Annotated in this window: 14 protein-coding genes; 7 read left to right on the top strand and 7 right to left on the bottom strand. The window is 46.6% G+C overall.

Annotated features, from left to right (window positions below; translation table 11 throughout):
* Window positions 1-227 precede the first annotated feature (227 nt).
* From G8O23_RS09910 to G8O23_RS09935, 6 genes are all read left to right on the top strand, one after another.
* Complete coding sequence (locus G8O23_RS09910; protein WP_166364314.1) at window positions 228-791, top strand: hypothetical protein; 564 nt, start codon at window positions 228-230, stop codon at window positions 789-791.
* Between the two features lie 11 nt (window positions 792-802).
* Complete coding sequence (locus G8O23_RS09915; protein WP_166364316.1) at window positions 803-1,357, top strand: hypothetical protein; 555 nt, start codon at window positions 803-805, stop codon at window positions 1,355-1,357.
* A 12-nt stretch (window positions 1,358-1,369) separates the two neighbouring features.
* Complete coding sequence (locus G8O23_RS09920) at window positions 1,370-2,191, top strand: DUF6544 family protein (protein ID WP_166364318.1); 822 nt, start codon at window positions 1,370-1,372, stop codon at window positions 2,189-2,191.
* 52 nt (window positions 2,192-2,243) lie between these two features.
* Window positions 2,244-2,840, top strand: coding sequence for a flavodoxin domain-containing protein (locus tag G8O23_RS09925; RefSeq protein ID WP_166364320.1), 597 nt, complete (start codon window positions 2,244-2,246; stop codon window positions 2,838-2,840).
* A gap of 52 nt (window positions 2,841-2,892) precedes the next feature.
* Window positions 2,893-3,378, top strand: a complete 486-nt coding sequence (locus G8O23_RS09930) for a hydrolase (protein ID WP_166364322.1) — start codon at window positions 2,893-2,895, stop codon at window positions 3,376-3,378.
* 78 nt (window positions 3,379-3,456) lie between these two features.
* Window positions 3,457-3,909, top strand: a complete 453-nt coding sequence (locus G8O23_RS09935; protein ID WP_166364324.1) for a cold-shock protein — start codon at window positions 3,457-3,459, stop codon at window positions 3,907-3,909.
* Between the two features lie 25 nt (window positions 3,910-3,934).
* On the opposite strand, the gene G8O23_RS09940 is transcribed toward G8O23_RS09935, so the two are convergent.
* The 5 genes from G8O23_RS09940 to G8O23_RS09960 form a co-directional block, all read right to left on the bottom strand.
* A complete protein-coding gene (locus tag G8O23_RS09940; protein ID WP_166364326.1) occupies window positions 3,935-4,924 on the bottom strand; it encodes a fatty acid desaturase in 990 nt (329 codons plus the stop codon).
* 160 nt (window positions 4,925-5,084) lie between these two features.
* Window positions 5,085-5,426 carry a single-stranded DNA-binding protein gene (locus G8O23_RS09945; RefSeq protein WP_166364328.1) on the bottom strand — a complete coding sequence of 114 codons (342 nt, stop codon included), beginning with the start codon at window positions 5,424-5,426 and terminating at the stop codon, window positions 5,085-5,087.
* 900 nt (window positions 5,427-6,326) lie between these two features.
* Window positions 6,327-7,307 carry a PorP/SprF family type IX secretion system membrane protein gene (locus tag G8O23_RS09950; protein ID WP_166364330.1) on the bottom strand — a complete coding sequence of 327 codons (981 nt, stop codon included), beginning with the start codon at window positions 7,305-7,307 and terminating at the stop codon, window positions 6,327-6,329.
* A gap of 542 nt (window positions 7,308-7,849) precedes the next feature.
* Complete coding sequence (locus tag G8O23_RS09955) at window positions 7,850-9,001, bottom strand: T9SS type B sorting domain-containing protein (RefSeq protein ID WP_166364332.1); 1,152 nt, start codon at window positions 8,999-9,001, stop codon at window positions 7,850-7,852.
* Between the two features lie 730 nt (window positions 9,002-9,731).
* Entirely contained in the window at window positions 9,732-10,712 is a 981-nt protein-coding gene (locus tag G8O23_RS09960; protein ID WP_166364334.1) for a hypothetical protein, read from the bottom strand.
* 2,079 nt (window positions 10,713-12,791) lie between these two features.
* On the opposite strand from G8O23_RS09960, the gene G8O23_RS09965 reads away from it, so the two are divergent.
* Window positions 12,792-13,697 (top strand): hypothetical protein, encoded by a 906-nt coding sequence (locus G8O23_RS09965; RefSeq protein WP_166364336.1) that lies wholly within the window; start codon window positions 12,792-12,794, stop codon window positions 13,695-13,697.
* A 1,871-nt stretch (window positions 13,698-15,568) separates the two neighbouring features.
* On the opposite strand, the gene G8O23_RS09970 is transcribed toward G8O23_RS09965, so the two are convergent.
* Together G8O23_RS09970 and G8O23_RS09975 are read right to left on the bottom strand one after the other, a co-directional pair.
* Window positions 15,569-16,672, bottom strand: coding sequence for a BamA/TamA family outer membrane protein (locus tag G8O23_RS09970; protein ID WP_166364338.1), 1,104 nt, complete (start codon window positions 16,670-16,672; stop codon window positions 15,569-15,571).
* Between the two features lie 62 nt (window positions 16,673-16,734).
* Window positions 16,735-18,900: a PAS domain S-box protein gene (locus tag G8O23_RS09975; RefSeq protein WP_166364340.1), complete on the bottom strand. Its 2,166-nt coding sequence runs from the start codon at window positions 18,898-18,900 to the stop codon at window positions 16,735-16,737.
* Between the last annotated feature and the right edge of the window lie 21 nt (window positions 18,901-18,921).

An 18,921-nucleotide genomic window follows, 5' to 3' on the forward strand; every position in this document is an offset into this window, starting at 1 on the left:
CGCTTTTTTGTTAATAAAGCACCTATTCTTTAATTTCAACTACAATCCTGACCTTATATTTCTCAATTTCAATCTGTTAATCTTCCGAACATGACTGGGAACTGCCCAAAGTAGGATGTAACCCAGAACAGAAAGCACCATAACACAGTTTTTCAGACGAATGCTGATTGGAGAAATCTGATAGTAAACATTTATCCGCATTATGTGCGTTCAACAAATCAACACAAATGATAGCAAAAGTAAAAACAATCGTTCTGTTAGCGTTTTTTGGTTTAATTATACCAAACGCTCAAGCACAAAGTAACAACGAACAAGCGGAGATTAAGTATCGCCATACCATCGACGTTTGTCCTATATCCCCTCTTTTTGGCATTTGGGCCGTTCATTATACCTACAGGCTAACCCCCAAGGATGAGCTAATCACAGGTTTTTCCTATATGAATATTAAGTTCGATGGGATTGGCGAGACCAACTCTCCTGCATTAATTCTGGGTTATAGGCGATATCTATGGAAAAATCTACATTTTGAGTACGAGATTTGGCCGGCCTACGATAACTTCTGGGAATCGAATGAGCAAAAGCACTACCCAGGCTTCGATCTTTGGAATGAGTTCCGCCTAGGGTACCTTTTCGATTTCAAGGTAGGTAATGTGCCAGCATTTGTAAATATCCAGTGGCCACTGGGGTTTGGGCTATACGCCAGCAATAAACCTCAAAGCTTTAAGGAGCTCGAAAAGGATAATCGGTTCTTTTACTTTCCCCCGCTTATATTTGTTGGATTAAAGTTTTAAACAGATTAGAGATGAAATTTAAATTTTTTGTTGGAATTCTTTTGGCATTAGCAATTGTGGTGCAGGCTCAAGGGCAAGACTCCGGGGGTAAATGGTCGGTTGAGACCAGCCTAACCTTTCCTATGGTGAGTATATATATGCTTAAGGTATCGTACCAAATTACCGAGAGAAGCGAAGTGGGAATTGGCCCCGCCTTTCAGAATTGGAAAAACATGGAGGAGGAGCCTCTCGGTCAAGCCAACGCATATACACTGCTGCTATCGTACCGATTCTATTTTTGGAGAAACTTTCATACCGAGATAGAGCTTTGGCCGGCATATAATAGGTTTGAATCGTATGTGGATGGGAAAACCTACAGTGGCTTAGAACTTTGGGCGGAGTATAAGGTTGGGTATAAAATCAACCTATTGAACGACCCAAACCTTTACCTTGCAATACAGCCCGGAATAGGACAGGCCCTCTGGATGCAAAAGAGATGGCCCGGTATGGGCGAAAAAACCCAATGGGATCTTTTTAGGGAGTCTATAATATTCATCCCCCAGGTTGTAGTGGGGTTTAAGTTTTAATAAACATTTTGTATGAATAAGAAACGGAGTAATCTACTAATACTTGTTGCTATGCTATTCTCTTGCCAAGCGCCCCAAAAAATATATAACGAAGAGGTTAGCCTCTTTAAAGATAATTCGAAGAATCCCGAAGGAAAGTTTTTAAAGGAAGATATTGCCCATTTGCCAACGCCAGTTCAAAAATATTTTAACCTCTGTGGATTAATTGGGCAACCCAAATCCGATTGGGCAGAGATTGTTTGGGCCGATAGCCAAATCAGGATGAGGCCCAACCAAAAGATGATGAGGTTAAAGACCTATCAGCATAATTTTGTGAACGAGCCGTCGCGTTTGGCCTATATGCGAGCAAATATTATGGGAATTGTCCCGTTCGAAGGCCGGGATAAGTATTGCAACGGGCAGGGGCATATGTTTGGCACACTGGGTAGGGTTATTAAAATTTTTGACCAGAAAGATTTTGAAATTGCTCAGGGCGCAGCCATTGTACTTTTGGCCGAGAGCCTGCTGCTTCCGCTGTATGCCATCCAACCCTATATCCAGTGGGAGCCGATTGATGAGTTCACAGCACAAGCCCGGTTTGTGCATAAGGGAGTTGATGTTGGAGGCACGTTCCACTTCAACCAGCAGGGCGAGTATATCCGCTTTACCACCAATGAGCGTCCCTACTCATTACCCAATGGTGAATACGAATTGAAGCCATACACCATCCAGATACGAAGCTATCAACAACAGGGAGAAATAAGAATAGCCAAGGAGGTTGCAGCGATCTGGAACCTAACCGACGGCGATTATGAGTACTGGAAAGGAACGGTTAAAGAGATCAGGTTTCAATAGAAAAGAATTTTTTTAAGAAGAATGAAGAAGTGAAAACCAAAAAAGCCTAAATATGAAAGCAATCACCGCCATTTTTATAATGTCAATTTCCCTTTATGCTTGCGGTTCAAGGCATATTCCAATGCCAACCAAAACCTATGGCGCTGAAGCAACAGGCAATGGTAGAGTTCTTGTTGCTTATGCAACCCGCGCTGGATCAACCATTGATATTGCCGATTCCATAGCCTTTGGCATTTCGCAGCAGGGCTATTGCGTTGATCTTGTACACATAAACTCCATTGATAATCTTATCGATTATTCTGCCATAGTAATTGGCAGCGCCATACGAATGGGTAATGTGACTCCCGAGGTTAAACGATTTGTGAAAATCAACAAAGAAATTTTACAAACTAAGCCAACGGCCTATTTCATCGCCTGTCTAACCCTTCATGAGGATACTCCAGAAAATCGAGCGAAGGTTAAGGATTACTTGATCCCTTTGCGCGAAATGGTTACTCCCTTTGCCGAAGGATATTTTGCAGGGAAAATGGATTATTCAAAGCTAAAGGGATTCGACAAGTTTGTCGCAAAGCGGATGGTGAAAGCCCCGGAAGGAGATTTTCGGGATTGGGGAAAAATTAGGGAGTGGGCATTTGATCTTAGGCCCTAATTTGCAGTATATTTGTATACGGCTCTCTAAAAAAACATTTCAAACCAAAACCATGAACAACAATTCAATCAACGATGACATTTGCTGCCCACCCTTTGAGGTATCGCTATGGGATGATAAAATGCTGGAGTGGCAGAACAAGCCTTTTATTAAGGATAAGGTTTTCACCTTTATGTTTATGCCCATTGGCTTTGGGAACGTAATGAAACGCCTAAACGAAAAGGTAAATGCTGCGGGTGCTAACATACCCGATTGGCTTTGTCTTTCCGATCACACTTCGAGTTGGAATATGGATCTATACCTTGCCGTGGATAAGGAGATACCCAATGCAAACAATGTAAACCTTAGCGGAAAATATTATAGCAAGGTGTACGAAGGCCCCTTTAAGGATACTGGGAAATGGTGCAAAGATTTTGAAAAAGAAGTTGATGGTAAGGGAATGAAGGTAATGAAATGGTTTATGTGGTATACCACCTGCCCCAAGTGTGCTAAGAAATACGGGAAGAACTACGTAGTAATCCTAGGACAAGTGAGTTAAGCCTTCTATAATCCCTTGTAGTTCAATGTTGCATAACGAATAAAATTCCGTATCTTTACAAAAAATTAATTATCGACAATGGGTAGATCACAAGAATCATTTAACAAAAGAGAAAACGAGAAGAAACGATTAAAGAAAAAGAAGGACAAGCTTCAAAAGAAAGAGGAACGCAAGGCAAGCACCGACAAGAGCAAGGACTTTGACGATATGATTGCCTATGTAGATGAGTTTGGCAATATTACCGACACTCCGCCGGATCCCAAGGCCAAAGAGAAAGTTAAAAAGGAAGACATTGAGATTGCTGTGCCTCGCCAAGCCCCGCCCAACCCCGAAGATCTTATTAGAAAAGGAAAAGTAGCCTTTTTCAATTCATCCAAAGGATATGGCTTTATTCGCGACAAGGATACTCAGGAGAGCATATTTGTGCACGTGAATGGTCTTACTGAGGAGATACAGGAGGGCGACAACGTAACGTTCGAAACAGAAAAAGGCCCCAAGGGTCTGAACGCCATAAACGTAAAACGGGTTTAGTAACCCGTTTTTTTGTGCTCAATCGTTACACCTCCCCGAATCCAACTAATCGCTGCTTCTCCTCATCCCACAGCCTAAGTTTAAGCGAGTGCAGGCTCGAGAAGAAGGTTATGGGCTTAGTTTCCTGAAAGATTTGATTTTCCTTGTAGCATTTCATCAGCTTATAGTTTGGTATACGAGGACCAAGGTGATGAATATGGTGAAAGCCAATATTACCCGTAAACCACTGCAGAATCCGTGGTAGCTTGAAAAACGAGCTGCCCTCCAGCGCAATGGTTTTATAGTCCCATTCTCCCGAGCGTACCCATTTAACGTCTTTATACTGATGCTGCACATAGAACAGCCATACCCCGTGTATTGAGGCAATATATATAATGGGTAGCTGAATTAGCATATAGGCTTTCCATCCAATTAGCCAAATTAATAACCCTGCTCCTCCGACTAACGCTAAGTTCGAAAGGTGGAGATAGAGGTGTTCACGTTTGGTCATATTCGACTTGGGTAGCCTAAATTGGATTACAAAAAGCAGAAGCGGAGCAATGCCCAGCAGGAATATGGGATGCCTGTAAAATCGATAGCTGAATTTACCCCATCGCGAGAGCTTTTTATACTCTGCAACCGTTAGGGTTTGCACATCGCCAACGCCTCGTTTGTCGAGGTTACCCACGGTAGCATGGTGCTCCTTATGATCCTTGTGCCACCTGTGGTATGGGGTAAAGGCCAGCAGCCCCAGCGGAATTCCAACCCAGCGGTTCATCCTTTCGGATTTAAAAAATGATCCATGGCCACAATCATGGAAAATGATAAAAGCCCTAACCATAAAGCCAGCAGCAAAGATCGATAGTAGTAGCGTTAACCAATACGATACCGAAAGGCTATAGTACATTAGTACCCAAAGCGCAATGTAGGGTATAACGGTATTAATAACCTGCCACCAGCTAGCCCAATTGCTGGGCTTACTATACCTCATTACTATTTGTGGCCAGGAGCTCTCGGGGTTGCTGATTGTTGTCATTTTTTTATATAAGTACGATTATCAAAACATCAAATGTACTTTTATTTTTATGGTAAATCAACAGGGCATACGTTAAACATTAGTGGGGCTGCCTCAAGAGCATACAGAGAATTCCTATATGCCTTTGCGACAGCCCCACAAAAAGTTAGGTAGCGGATAGTTATGCTTCAACCTGAGCCAGCTCCACTTTTTGGGCAACCACCTCGGTGATATAGCGATCCTGCCCCTGTTTATCGGTGTACTTGCGGGTGTTCAGCTTGCCCACAACTGAAACCAGTGCGCCTTTCTTTAGGCTTTCCATTAGCGCTTCGTCCTTTTTGGTGCGCCAGTGGGTTACAGTGTGCCAGGTGGTGTTGGTGATCCATTCACCTTTGGCGTTTTTGTAGCTCTCGTTGGTGGCTACGTTTAGGGTAATTAGCGAGCGTCCGCTATCGAATGTACGCTCCTCTGCATCGCGTCCAAGAAACCCTTGGATCTCTACCTTGTTAATTGTTGTTTCCATGGCTAAAAATTTTGAGTTGAACAATTGGTTTGTTGATGCAAAGTAAAGCTCTTCCCCAAAGCCGATTCGGTTAATAAACGGGTAGAGTCGTTTAGCATTCGTTTGTAGTCGACAGCAAATGGGTAAATAACACAAATACAGGGTGTAGTGTTTTGTGGTTAGTTGGCGGTAATCGGTAATCGGTAATCAGTGGTCGGTGATCGGTTGTCGGTAATCGGTAATCAGTGATCGATTGTCAGTAATTAGTAATCGGTAATCAGTAATTAGTGATCGGTAATCAGTGATCGGTAATCAGTAATCGGTAATCAGTGATCAATCGCGTTTTAAACGCTAAATCCCAAAGTCGCTAAATAGCTGCCTGTTGAAAACCCGTCACCCGTCACTCGCAACTCAATCAATCAATCTTTTTTAGACGCTGACAGGAGCTTCGCACGCTGTCTGCCGACAGGCAGGGCTGTCAGGTCAAAAAGTTGGCAGTTGGCAAAATGCGGTTGGCAATGGTTTGCCGTCGTAACCCGTCACTCGTCTTTTACTGCTCACCGCTCACCGCTCACCGTCTTCAAGTTGGCAGTTGGCAAAAAATCAGTTGGCAATGGTTTGCCGTCGTAACTCGTTACCCGTCTCTCACCTCTTACCACTTACTGCTCACCGCTCACCGCTCACCGTCTTCAAGTTGGCAGTTGGCAAAAAACAGTTGGCAATGGTTTACCGTCGTAACTCGTAACTCGTCTACCGTCTACCGCTCACCGCTTACCGTCTTGAAGTTGGCAGTTGGCAAAAAGCGGAAGGCAATGGTTAGCCGTCGTTACTCGTAACCCGCAACCCGCAACCCGCAACCCGTCAAAGGGCAACCATTTTTAGCAAACGATCACCCTCTGAGAGTAATATCAAATGTTTTTTTTAGAATCGGTTCAACCAGCGGTATCTGCGGGCGCTGTCGCCTAGGCGCATGCCTATCATAATTTCATGCGAGCCTAGCTGGGCAATATTGGGGATATCGCCAAAGCCGTAGTCGAAGGCGTAGCCAAAGTAAAAGTTTTGGTAGTTCATGCCAAACATGGTAACCACCGCCCCGGCGGTGCGGTACGATATGCCAGCCCAGTAATCCTCCTTGTAGTAGGCCTTAAAGTTTATGTCGAGGGTCCACGATAGGCGTTCGGTAAAGGCTAACATTATGGAGGGTTCAAACCCGTAGTCGGAGCGTCGCTCCTGGTACTTATATCCTGCAATAACATTGTAATGCCTAAGCAGGCGATATGCCGTTTCGGCCGATCCGCCCCCAAATTGAATAGCGCTTTGGAATAGGTTTGTACCCGATAATCCTGCGTAGAAATAGTCGCCGCTAACCAAGAACCCAACATTGGCATCGGGGGAGTAGCCCGGACGAATACCATCGAGCGAGGGGTCGCGTCCATCGTATAGGTCGCCTCCAGTGACATTGGTCCTAAACTGAAATGCCGAAAGCGAAACGCCTGCGCTGTATTGGATATCGCGAACGTAGATATGGTACGCATAGGTTCCTTGGAATCCCGTACGGCTCATGGCGCCGTTCTGATCGTTATAGATAAAGCCACCAATGCCCACGCGACCGCTTGGCCTACGACGGCGCGAACGGCTCCTAATTACTCGGCTACGATTACGATAGCTGGTACGTAGTATGCGGGTTTGTCCGCTCAGCGCATAGGTGCTTGGGCCTTCGCTATAGCCCAACCACTGTTCACGGCCAATTAGATTAAAATCGGTGTAGCCCTGGTAACCTGCAATAGCAGGGTTTATCAGGAAGGGGTTCATCATATACTGACTATACACCGGCTGCTGCTGTGCAGAAACTCTTCCTGCCAGTAGCATGATCCCCAGTAGTATTGTTATTCGTAACCTCATTTCCCCTTTTTATATTTTAACTCCAGTTTTTTCTCGTTTAGTAACTTGTTACCCTTTTTAAACGCTAAGGCGCCAAAGCGCGAAGTAGTTGTTTGCTGAAAACTCGCAACTCGCAACCCGTCACTCACCGTCTTCTGATTACCGCTCACCGCTCACCGTCTTCCATCAATCTTCAAGGTGGCAGTTGGCAATAAATCAGTTGGCAATGGTTTGCCGACGTAACTCGTCACTCGTCTTTTACCGCTCACCGCTTACCGCTCACCGCTCACCGCTTACCGCCTTCAAGTTGGCAGTTGGCAAAAAGCAGTTGGCAATGGTTTGCCGTCGTAACCTGTTTTAAACGCAAAGGCACAAAGTCGCAAAATAGCTAACCCGTTACCCGCAACTCGTAACCCGTCTCGTTAGCCTCCAAAAAGCGTCGGCCCCCCTCGTCAACTTACGTTTCCGAGACAAGCTGAGACAAGCAACTCGTAACTCGTAACTCGCAACCCGTCTACCGCTCACCGCTCACCGCTCACCGCCTACTGATTACCGTCTTCCCTCTACCTAATAATCGTTACAGAACCTTTATATAAGAATACCTTTCCATCAACCCTTATGCGGATGATGTAGTGGTACGAATCCATTGGTAATGGGCGGCCGTTGTTGTCGCGGCCATCCCAAGGCTGATATGCTCCCTTCGATTCCCACACCTGCTTACCCCAACGGTTAAATACGCGAACATCAACATCGGTAAGGAAGGTGTAGAGCGGCTGACCTCCGTCCTCGGGCGGTGCTGGGAAGTTCCACACGCGGTTCTCGGCAATGGGACTACCCGGTACAAAGGCCTTGGGGATACGGAAGTTGCTATAGTCGGTGCCTGCTATTCTAATGGAGTCGGAGTTTACACAGCCGTTGTTGTCTTGTACCCAAACCGATATCCACTGGTTACCTGAGGTACCCTCAACCAGGTAGGTTGGCGTGTTGGCTATGGGCTGGCTGCCCCACTCGTTGATATTGTAGTTGTAGGTATACCACTGCCAGCTCATTATGCCCGAACCATCGGCATCGAGCAGCAGGGTTTGCGAGCCAAACAGGGTGGTATCGCGACCTAGGTCGATATCGGGTAGGGGATGGAATCCGGCCTCTATATTATGGAATGCACAGCTGAACTCGCTATCGATAAGCCTAACCTGATAGGTTCCCGCCTCGGTGGTGAGGTACTGCTCGTCGGTGGTGCCATCTTGCCATAGGTAGTTGATAAAATCGGCACCCGGGTCAAGCACGGCGGTTTGGTTCTCGCAAACAAAGAACGAGCCGGGCACATCGTCGAACGAGAGCGTTATGGCAGGTGAGTTTACAACGATATTCTCGGTGTACACCGTGCCAATGCAGCCGTAGGCTGTGGTCTCCACCACCTCGAAGGTGTAAAGCCCCCCCTTGTCGGGGTCGTTGGGCCAGCTAATTAGCACCGTGTCGCCATTCAGGCTATTGTAGGTAAGAACCTGCTCGGTAACCCGCTGAGGCGTACCCGAACCATCGTTGAAGTACACATTCCACTCAAAGTCCGACGAGCCGTTGAACCCTTTTACCCAGTATGTCTCCTGCGAGCCAGCACAGGCCCAAGGCAACACCACGTCGCTCTGTGCCTGAACCCTGTGCGCAAACAGATATACTGTTGCTATAAGTAGTAGTATGTGTAAAGTTCTATTCAAACTGTTTGTTTATTAGTAGTGCAATTTTTGGTTTGGTGATCGGTTGTCGGTGATCGGTAATCGGTGATCGGTAATCGGTGATCGGTAATCAGTGATCGGTAATCGGTAATCAGTGATCGGTAATCAGTGATCGGTTGTCAGTAATTAGTAATCGGTAATCAGTGATCAATCGTAACTCGTCACTCGTCTCGTTAGCCTCCAAAAAGCGTCGGCTCCCCTCGTCAACTTACGTTTCCGAGACAAGCTGAGACAAGCAACTCGCAACTCGCAACCCGTCACTCACCGTCTACTGCTCACCGCTCACCGTCTTCAAGTTGGCAGTTGGCAAAAAGCGGTTGGCAATGGTTTGCCGTCGTAACCTGTTTTAAACGCAAAGGCACAAAGTCGCAAAATAGCTAACCCGTTACCCGTTACCCGTCACTCACCTCTTACCACTTACTGATTACCGACCACCGACCACCGATTACTGCTCACCGCTCACCGTCTTCCGTCTTCAAGTTGGCAGTTGGCAAAAAACAGTTGGCAATGATTTACCGTAGTTACTTCTGTCTTCTGACTCCTGTCTTCCTCCCTTCCCAAACCAATATGTTAAAAGAACGTTTTTTGGGGTTTTCTAATCCTGACAGGTTTTCAAAACCTGTCAGGATTTATCCCTCTTTTGTACACCCCGCCAGCGCGAACCAGCGGGGTGTGGTATGCATGTAGCCGTTAGGCTAGGTGGTTACTTATGCTAGAAAGCATAGTTGTTTGGAATGTGGTAGATAGGTCCAGTAACAGGTGCTGGGTTCAACCAAAGCGTTACAGTTTGATCAGCAACTGCATAGTAATTTGTAGCAATATCAGGGGTAAAACCAGTATTAGCCCTAAAGTACGATAAATATGATGTTTTAGAACTAATGTTGGCTAGTGTGAACACATACTTTGTTCTTACAAGATTACCACTACCATCATCAAGAATAGTCAATGTATTTGTAGTTGTATGTGCAATTGGGCTAGCGTCATAGTCAGCAATTGCTTGCATATCAGCCTTACCAAAATCTGTAGTTACATCAGCAGGAGGAACTACTTCTGTATCATTGATATCATATCCAGTTTTTGTTACTGTAAGGATATAATCATATGCATTTGCTACTTTTTTTGTATTTTCAGTAAAAGCAATATTAAACGCAGGAACATTAATCGCATCTGTGGCTTCAGCACAACGTGAATAATTAAATGCACTACCCGTCCAGCCACTTCCAGTGAGGTCTCCTAGATCTGAAATAACTGCTGTTGGTGCTGGAATAATATAAATGTTGTTTTGAGTGGTACCACTACCCACACAAGAAGCTGCCAAAGATGTGTTTGACTCTACTGCTTTTACTGAATAAGGGGTAGTTTCTGGCGATGCAGGTGCAACAGGATTTGTGATTTCAACCCAGTTTACAGTTTCCTCTGTTGTTCCTTCTGGTGATAGGCCAGTAGGAATGGTAAATGTCCAGCGCGCAGATGTGCTTAATAGCCAGGCGGTAGGAGTAGCATCAGCCCTGTAGTCTGGGTTGTATAAAGGATCGGGTTGCACATATAACCTGAAAGAAATCCCCTCGGTTTGCACAAGTTCTTGGGTTTCGTCTGCAGTATATTGCGAAGGAATTTGCTGCGCCATTGCGCCAGTCATTACGATCATGGCCAGCATGGTGAAGGCCAGTTTAAGTAGATTTTTTGTTCTCATAGCTTGAATTGTTTTAGTTAGTAAAATTGTTATTTTCAAAAAATTAGTGTTCAATGTTTACCTGCCTCTGGCAGGTTTAGTGCCTGCCTGCCTATCGTAGGTTTAATGTTTAAAGTTCAGTGTTTTAGTGGTTAGTAATTATTTGTAATTAGTATTTGGTTTTCGGTATTCGGTGTTCGGTGTTCAGTAATTAATCACAACCTTTAACTCATCTCTCATCGCTCATCTCTCATCATCGCCTCATCGCCTTATTTGTTGCCTGTTTTCGCTGTGTTGAAAAATTTTTATCTGGTCAGGCGTTCAGCTTTTTACCGTTTTAAAATCGGATGCAATTTTAGGCATAAAAAAGCAAGTTATCAACAGGTGTTACGTAAAAGTGTTAATTTGTTTACAGCTAATTAGATGATTGTGCTTTTTGGTTTGATGAACGGTTGTTTTTTTGGGTTGAGCGGTGGTCGGTGGTCGGTGGTCGGTGGTCGGTAATCGGTGATCAGTAATCGGTGATCGGTAATCAGTAATTAGTGATCGGCCTGTCTCTGCTTGTCTCGTAAACCTTTTGGTTGACGAGATAAGAGTGGCGTTTTTTGCCACGATGACGAGATAATCAGTGATCAATCGTAACTCGTCACTCGCAACTCAATCAGTCAATCTTTCCTAGACGCTGACAGCTTGCCTGCCCACTGGCAGGGTCGTTCCGACGCTGTCAGGTCAAAAAGTTGGCAGTTAGCAAAAAGCGGTTGGCAATGGTTTACCGTCGTAACCCGTCACTCGTCTCTCACCTCTTACCACTTACTGATTACCGACCACCGATTACCGCTCACCGCTCACCGTCTTCCGTCTTCAAGTTGGCAGTTGGCAATGGTTTGCCGTCGTAACTCACCGCTTACCGCTCACCACCTACTGTCTTCCCTCAATCTAATCCTGCTTCAAAGAACGCTTTAAGTCCACTTTCGGGCAAACTTTTTATTGACTACTATTATTGCAATGGACGTGCCAATGTATTTAATGTGCAGGAATACAAAAACATATACTGCGTGTCGATATGTTGGAGGTACGATTTCGGGCAGGGTGGAGGAGGGGAGGAATGTGGAATATCGAGTACCGAATGATGAAGTTGGTGGTCAGTGATCAGTGATCGGTAATCAGTAGTCCCTGCCTGCCTTGACGGCCCGCCTGACCGCAATAGTCGGGCAGGCAGTCAGGCAGGGGTGGCCGGTGGTCGGTGAACAGTGATCCATGCCTGTCTTTGGAAGGTTTAGCGTAACTCGTAACCCGTCAGCCTAAAAGTTGGCAGTTGGCAAAAAATCAGTTGGCAATGGTTTACCATCGTAACCCGTCACCTGTCTCTCACCTCTTACCACTTACTGATTACCGCTCACCGCTCACCGCTTACCGTCTTCCGTCAGTCTTCAAGTTGGCAGTTGGCAAAAAGCAGTTGGTAATGGTTTACCATCGTAACCCGTCACTCGTCTTTTACTGCTTACCGCTCACCGCTCACCGTCTTCAAGTTGGCAGTTGGCAAAATGCGGTTGGCAATGGTTTACCGACGTCACCCGTCACCCGTCACCCGTCACTCTTCACTCGCAACCTGCAACTCAATCAACCAATCTTTTTTATACGCTGACAGGAGCTTCGCACGCTGTCAGGTCAAAAAGTTGGCAGTTGGCAAAATGCGGTTGGCAATGGTTTGCCGTCGTAACCCGTAACCCGTAACCCGTAACCCGTCACTTCCGTCTTCTGTCTTCCGTCAATCTTCAAGTTGGTAGTTGGCAAAAAGCAGTTGGCAATGGCTTGCCGTCGCAACCCGTCACCTCACCGCCCACTGATTACTGAATACCGCTCACTGCCTACCGCTCACTGCTCACCGCCCACCGCTCACCGCTCACCGCTCACCGCTTACCGCTCACCGCTCACCGCCCCCCCCTCTTGTCAAAGCCATGAATTGTAGCTACTTTTGTTGGAATTTGTAAAATATATGCCGGTGGTATGCGTTTTACAAGCGCAGTAAAGGTTTGAGAGTTGATGCTGACCTTGCATAGCGTAGCAAAATGATGATAAACAATTAATAGTTCATACAAAATGGAAACAAGTGTAAACAGTACCAGTAGCAATGCCAAGGGAAAAGCAGTGATGCTGCTTACTGCCCTTATTGTAGTGTTAACCATAGTGCTGGCTGTGGTGGGATATATGTTCTATGCCCAGCATCAGGAGTCGGTAGAGATTCAGCAACAGCTTAATGCCGAGAAAGACTCTATTGCCCAGAATCTTCAGGAGATAATGTATGAGTACGATGTGCTGGAGACCGATAACGAGGCGCTGCAGGCCAAGTTGGAGGAGGAGCAGGAGCGCGCCACAAAGTTGTACGACGAGCTAAAGCAAGTACGGCAGGTAAGCTATGCTAAGATTAAGGAGTATCAGCGCGAGCTGGGAACGCTTAGATCCATCATGCGCGACATGGTGAAAGAGATTGACTCGTTGAACACCCTAAACCAGCAGCTTATTGCCGAAAACATAAAGGTGCGGCAGGAGTACACCATTTCGCAAAAAACGGTGGAGTCGCTAGAGCAGCGCACCGAGGAGCTAAGCAGTGCGGTGGAACGCGGATCGGTGGTACGGGCACGGAATATCAATGTGGTTACCATCAATCAGCGTGGAAGAGAGATAACACGGGCTCGCAATGTCGATAAGATTCAGACCTGCTTTACCCTAAGCGAGAATTCCATTGCCAAGGCCGGGTCAAGGTATGTGCATATTCGTATTTTGGGCCCCGATGGGTTTATCCTGGCAAAATCCAACACCGACTTGTTCGACTTCGAGGGCGAGAAGATAGTATTTTCGGCCCGCCGTGAGGTTGACTATCAGAACAAGGATGTGGAGATGTGTATCTATTACGATAACAACGGTGAGCTAATTGCCGGTCGCTACGAGGTGTTCCTTTTCATGGATGGCCACGCCATTGGTCAGGGCGAGTTTTTGTTGAGGTAGATAGTGTTCAGTGATCGGTGATCGGTGGTCGGTGGTCAGTGATCGGTGGTCGGTGGTCGGTGATCGGTGGTCAGTAATCGGTGGTCGGTGGTCGGTGGTCAGTGGTCAGTGATCGGTGGTCAGTGATCAGTGATCGGTGGTCAGTGATCGGTGGTCGGTGATCCCTGCCTGCCTTGACGTCAGTCAGGCAGGGGTAAGCGGTAAGCGGTGGTCGGTGATCCCTGCCTGTCTTTGGAAGGTTCAGTAACCTGTGACTCACCGTCTACTGATTATCTCGTCATCGTGGCAAAAAACGCCACTCTTACGAGACAGGCTGATTACCGATTACTGTCTTTGGTCTTCTGACCTCCCTCAATCTTAAAAATGGCAATTGGCAAAAAGCAGTTGGCAATGGTTTATTGTCGGAACCTGTTTTAAACGCAAAGGCACAAAGTCGCAAAATAGCTTCATGCTGATAACACGTTACCCGCACCCGTCTCGTTAGCCTCCAAAAAGCGTCGGCCCCCCTCGTCAACTTACGTTTCCGAGACAAGCTGAGACAAGCAACTCGCAACCCGTCACTCACACCTTGTCACTTTTGACTTTAGACTTTAGACTTCTCTCAGTCTTCAAGTTGGCAGTTGGCAAAAAGCGGTTAGCAATGGTTTGCCCTCGTAACCCGTAACCCGTAACTCGTCACTTCCGTCTTCTGTCTTCCAACTTCTGTCTTCCGTCAATCTTCAAGTTGGCAATTGGCAAAAAGCAGTTGGCAATGATTTGCCGTCGTAACCCGTCACCTCACCGCCCACTGATTACTGAATACCGCTCACTGCCTACCGCTCACCGTCTTCCCTCGTTATCCTGCCAAAGTGCGGCAGTCTCACGAGGCAGGCGTCTTCCGTCTTCAAGTTGGCAATTGGCAAAATGCGGTTGGCAATGGTTTATTGTCGTAACCTGTTTTAAACGCAAAGGCACAAAGTCGCAAAATAGCTTCCTGCTGATAACACGTTACCCGCAACCTGTAACTCGCAACCCGCAACCCGTCACTCACACCTTGTCACTTTTGACTTTAGACTTTAGACTTCTCTCAATTTTCAAGTTGGCAGTTGGCAAAAAGCAGTTGGCAATGATTTGCCGTCGTAACCCGTAACCCGTAACTCGTCACTTCCGTCTTCTGTCTTCCAACTTCTGTCTTCCGTCAGTCTTCAAATTGGCAGTTGGCAAAAAGCAGTTGGCAATGGTTTGCCCTCGTAACCCGTAACCCGTAACTCGTCACTTCCGTCTTCTGTCTTCCAACTTCTGTCTTCCGTCAGTCTTCAAGTTGGTAGTTGGCAAAAAGCAGTTGGCAATGGTTTATTGTCGTAACCTGTTTTAAACGCAAAGGCACAAAGTCGCAAAATAGTTGCCTGTTGAAAACCCGCAACCCGTCTCGTTAGCCTCCAAAAAGCGTCGGCTCCCCTCGTCAACTTACGTTTCCGAGACAAGCTGAGACAAGCAACTCGCAACCCGTCACTCACACCTTGTCACTTTTGACTTTTGACTTTAGACTTTCGACTTCTCTCAGTCTTCAAGTTGGCAGTTGGCAAAAAGCAGTTGGCAATGGTTTATTGTCAGAACCTGTTTTAAACGCAAAGGCACAAAGGCACAAAGTCGCAAAATAGCTAACCCGTTACCCGCACCCGTCTCGTTAGCCTCCAAAAAGCGTCGGCTCCCCTCGTCAACTTACGTTTCCGAGACAAGCTGAGACAAGCAACTCGTAACCCGTCTACCGCTCACCGCTCACCGCTCACCGCTTACCGTCTTGAAGTTGGCAGTTGGCAAAAAGCGGTTGGCAATGGTTTACCGTAGTTACTCGTAACTCGTAACTCGCAACCCGCCACTCAATCAAAACATTAAAACGACTCGTTGGCAGTAATGTACACGGCGGGTCGTCCGTCGAGGGTCACGCCCACATCAAACCGGATATGCATCTTGGCCTGGTTAACCCTAAAGCGTAGCCCTCCACCAAAGGAGTACTTTATCGATTTAAGGTTGAATGCCGAAAGGGAAGGTTGTACATCAGCAGCGCTGGCAAACGCGCCACCCGTTATGCGCCATACAATGGGAAATCGGTATTCGCTGGTAAGTGATATCATCTTGGTGTCGCGATAACGACCATGGTAGTAGCCGCGGAGCACCTCATTGCCCCCCAGCGAGGGTAAATCTTGGAAGGGTGAGTCGCCCCACACCATATCGGCAAAAAGGCGCGTGGCAATGATGTGGTTTGGAGCAATCTCAATAAATTTTCTCACATCGACCTTTGCCCTGATGTTTGGTAGAGTACTACCAAAAAGCCTTTGGCTAGTTAGTACCGAGAGCTTCACCAGCTCCCCCTGCGAGGCGTAAAGGATATTATCGCGGGTGTCCCAGCTGGTAACCACTCCCACAGCGGGCATATGGTAAGGATCTGTTCCGGGAGGCCTGGCCATAGCCAGCTCCCCTTCGGGCACAAGGTTGTAGGCAAAGCCAGTGCTGTAGCTTAAGGCGGGCCCAAGCATTAGGTGGTGGTTAATTAGGTATTGCCCTTCGGCTAGTATCGATACCTCACGCGAAGTAAAACTCTCCTCCTGCAGGCTGCTGGTTGAGGGGCCAACACCAAAATACTTATCGGGGTAATGGGTTGCCCTAAGGTGACCGCTAAAGTAGTTGCGCTGATTTTGGCTGTAGAACTTTGGGAGCAAAGCCAGCTTAACCTGGTTCTTAAGAGTGTATATAACAAAGCCCTGTAGGTTCGATGATCGGTACAGCCTGTTTTTTGTGAAGTAAACACCGCCCATTAGTCCAAATCCAACCGAGGTTTCCTCTTGATAAAAGGCTACGGGAACCAGTATGGTAGAGTTTCGGCCAGTTCCCGGGGTGTGTTGCGGAATGGAGTCGAGCTGGGAGGCGTTGTAGCTACTCGACAGCAGCTGGAGGGGGATTATTATTGTAAACAGAGAAAGTAGTAGCTTAGCCATAGGTGAATGTAAAGGTGGCAAAGATACTAAAACCAAGGAAAAAAAATGGCACACCCGATACCCTAGACTTTATTTCGGATGATGGCTTCGCGCTCAAAGGTAAACGACAGAAGGTTCGATATGGTTTTGAGCAGCTCAATTTCGGGTTGGGTCCAAATGCGTCGGTAACCGCATTCGTCGAACCCAATGAAACCAAACTCCCGACCACCCACGTATAGGCGAAAAACAATAAACGATTCGATATCCTGATCGATCATAGTGACTGCCAGCTCACGAGGCAGCTCCTGGCTAAGGTTTCGCGACATCTTATAGCTATCGTCCCCCATCCATTGGTAAATCAAATCAAGGGGAACATCTTGTAATGCCTCTTTTTGGGGGGCTATGCCCTGGTTACACCACTCGTAGGTGTTGGAGGTAACCTTTTTATCGTCGCGATTTTCGAACACGTATACCCTGCTAGCCTGAGTAAATTCGCCCAGGAAGCTAAGTACGGTATCAACCTTTTCCGATATAGGGTTATTGGTATTTAAGGCAAACGAGATATTGGCAACCACCTGATGCTGCAGGATGTTTCGCTTTAGTATCTCCTCACTTTTTCGCAGCTCGCTCTCAACATTCTTTTGACGCGTGATATCGCTAACTGTTCCGGTTATGCGGATTATCTTATTCCGTTCATCGCGAATTACCTGGGTTTTAGACTGCACCCAAATTATTTCACCATCCTTGCGGATAATTCTAAACTCCGACTCCAAGCTAGTGCCCGATGCTTGTAACGCCTTGTTCCGCTTGGTTACAAGGTCGTAATCCTCCGGATGAATATGTTTTGCCCAAACCTCTTCGGAGGGCTGTACCTCAAGTGGGCGGTAACCGAGGATTGCATACATCATGGGCGAGTAGTATCGTTCACCCGTAATATGATCTTCGTCCCAAATGCCCTGCTTGCTTGCCGATAATGCTAGCTTAAGGCGCTCCTCGCTTTTCTCAATCCTTTCGAGGTTTTGCTTGCTTTCGGTAATATCCCTATTGGTTACGGCCACCATTTGGCCCTGTCGGGTTTCTATAGTAAAAACAGTGTGTTGCAGCGTTTTGGTAGTTCTCTGCCCTACGGCTATTGTTGATTCGAACACCTTACCAAGCCATGCGTTTACTCCGTTTTGTGAAATTCCCTCGAATAGAGTTTTCAGGTCATCAATAAAACTGGTAACCGGTTTTTGCTCCGGCGACAGGGAGTGTTGTATCAGCCAGATGTGCTTTCCAACGGCTTGTTCTCGGCTTATCTGGGTTAAACGTTCCTGTGCAGGATTCCACTCCTGCACTCTACCCTCCATATCAATAAGGATGAGACCATCCAGCGAGTTGTTTACAAACTCCTTTAGTGGAGTCATTGCCTCGCGGTACCCGTTAGTATTTGCCGATTTGCTCTCAACCTGAATGTGTACCCCTGCAATTCGGAGCGGATTTCCAAGGCTGTCCCACTCTACCACATCGACATTAGCCAACAGGCTATGGTTTGTCCCCTCAGAGTCAATCACCCTGTAATCCCACTGAAGGTGGTTATCCTTTTTTGCTTTTACGCTCGAGATTATGGCATCGAACTGTTTTTTCGATTCGGTTGTTTGTGATTTTAGCCAGCTTTCAAGCAATGTTTCCGAAGCCAGCAGTGGTATTTTTAATCTATCGAAAAATCTGGAGTCAATGGTTAGCGATTTTGAGTTTAGGTTGTAGTCCCAAAAGAATGTGCTTACGCACGAGAGGGCTAACATTTTAGAGGATGTTAAATCGGTAGTTACAGTGGTGGAGATAGTGTCGGTGCTTATATCCTGAAGCATTACCAGCACAGACGATTTACCATTCCAAAAGCAACGATGTATGAAGGGTTTGTACTGAATCACCTTACCATCGAAACGTTTAACCTTAATGGGGTCGAGTTCGGTATCCTTGCGCTTAAGGTTTACACCTACGCCAAGGTATTTGCCCACATGACCACCACCTTGAGACGAGACGATGAATTTGTCGATCTTTGAATTTACAAAGTCTTTCTTCGAGTAGCCCAACTCCGACAGGGCCGAAGGATTTATGTGGACAATCTCGTTGCTTGAAATAACCAACAGCTTCTTTTCGGACGAGTCGATTATTTTTTGCAAAAGGTCTTGCAAAAGTGCTAGGTTGTTGTGCACTAAGCCCATCGATTTTCCATTGCTCTCAATGCTATTGCTTTTGCAGGCCATAAATGGTTTGGGTTTGCTGTT

Source organism: Perlabentimonas gracilis (assembly GCF_011174675.1).
GTDB lineage: Bacteria > Bacteroidota > Bacteroidia > Bacteroidales > Tenuifilaceae > Perlabentimonas > Perlabentimonas gracilis.